The sequence below is a fragment of the Tsukamurella sputi genome, assembly GCF_007858445.1.
Taxonomy (GTDB): Bacteria; Actinomycetota; Actinomycetes; order Mycobacteriales; family Mycobacteriaceae; genus Tsukamurella; species Tsukamurella sputi.
The window spans coordinates 1-529 of record NZ_VIGV01000197.1 but is presented as its reverse complement, the minus strand read 5'-3'; the positions used below and the strand labels follow the sequence as shown (position 1 = coordinate 529).

Genomic DNA, 529 nt, shown 5'->3' with positions numbered 1-529 from the left:
GCCTTCGCCTCGCGCAATCCGATCCTGGAGCGGTGGCGGGACGTGGCGACCGAGGGGATCGAGGAACTCCCCGCCGGCGGCCCGGCCGCCGAGCGTCTGTCGGTGATGCGCGACTTCTTCGAGTTCATGATCACCGAACTCCCCGAGGTGATGGAACGCTGGCGCCGCATCCGGCTCGACAAGCACGGGTACTGAAGCGCGACACGTCAGCGGGATCCGGGCAACACGGACTCGTGGTGATGCAGCCGGGTGCGCCGGAACGATCGGCGCGATACTGGAGGCCGTCACATCGTCCCGCACGAAGGAGTTGCACCATGTCCGCACCCACCCCGCCCGGCGGCACCTTCGACCTCGGCGGCGACCTGACGGTCACGCGATTCGGATACGGCGCCATGCAGCTCGCGGGGCCGCACGTCTTCGGTCCGCCCGCCGACCGCGAGGCGGCGATCGAGGTACTGCACGACGTGATCGACCTCGGCATCACGCACATCGACACCAGCGACTACTACGGCCCGTTCGTCACCAACGA

1 protein-coding gene and 1 pseudogene are annotated in these 529 nt (G+C 68.4%); both read left to right on the top strand.

Going from position 1 to position 529, the window contains the following annotated elements; all coding sequences use genetic code 11:
* A pseudogene (locus tag FK268_RS24565) lies at positions 1 to 195 on the top strand (hypothetical protein); the annotation flags it as partial.
* Between the two features lie 119 nt (positions 196 to 314).
* A partial coding sequence (locus tag FK268_RS23800) for an aldo/keto reductase (protein ID WP_193560337.1) occupies positions 315 to 529 on the top strand: 215 nt, incomplete at its 3' end.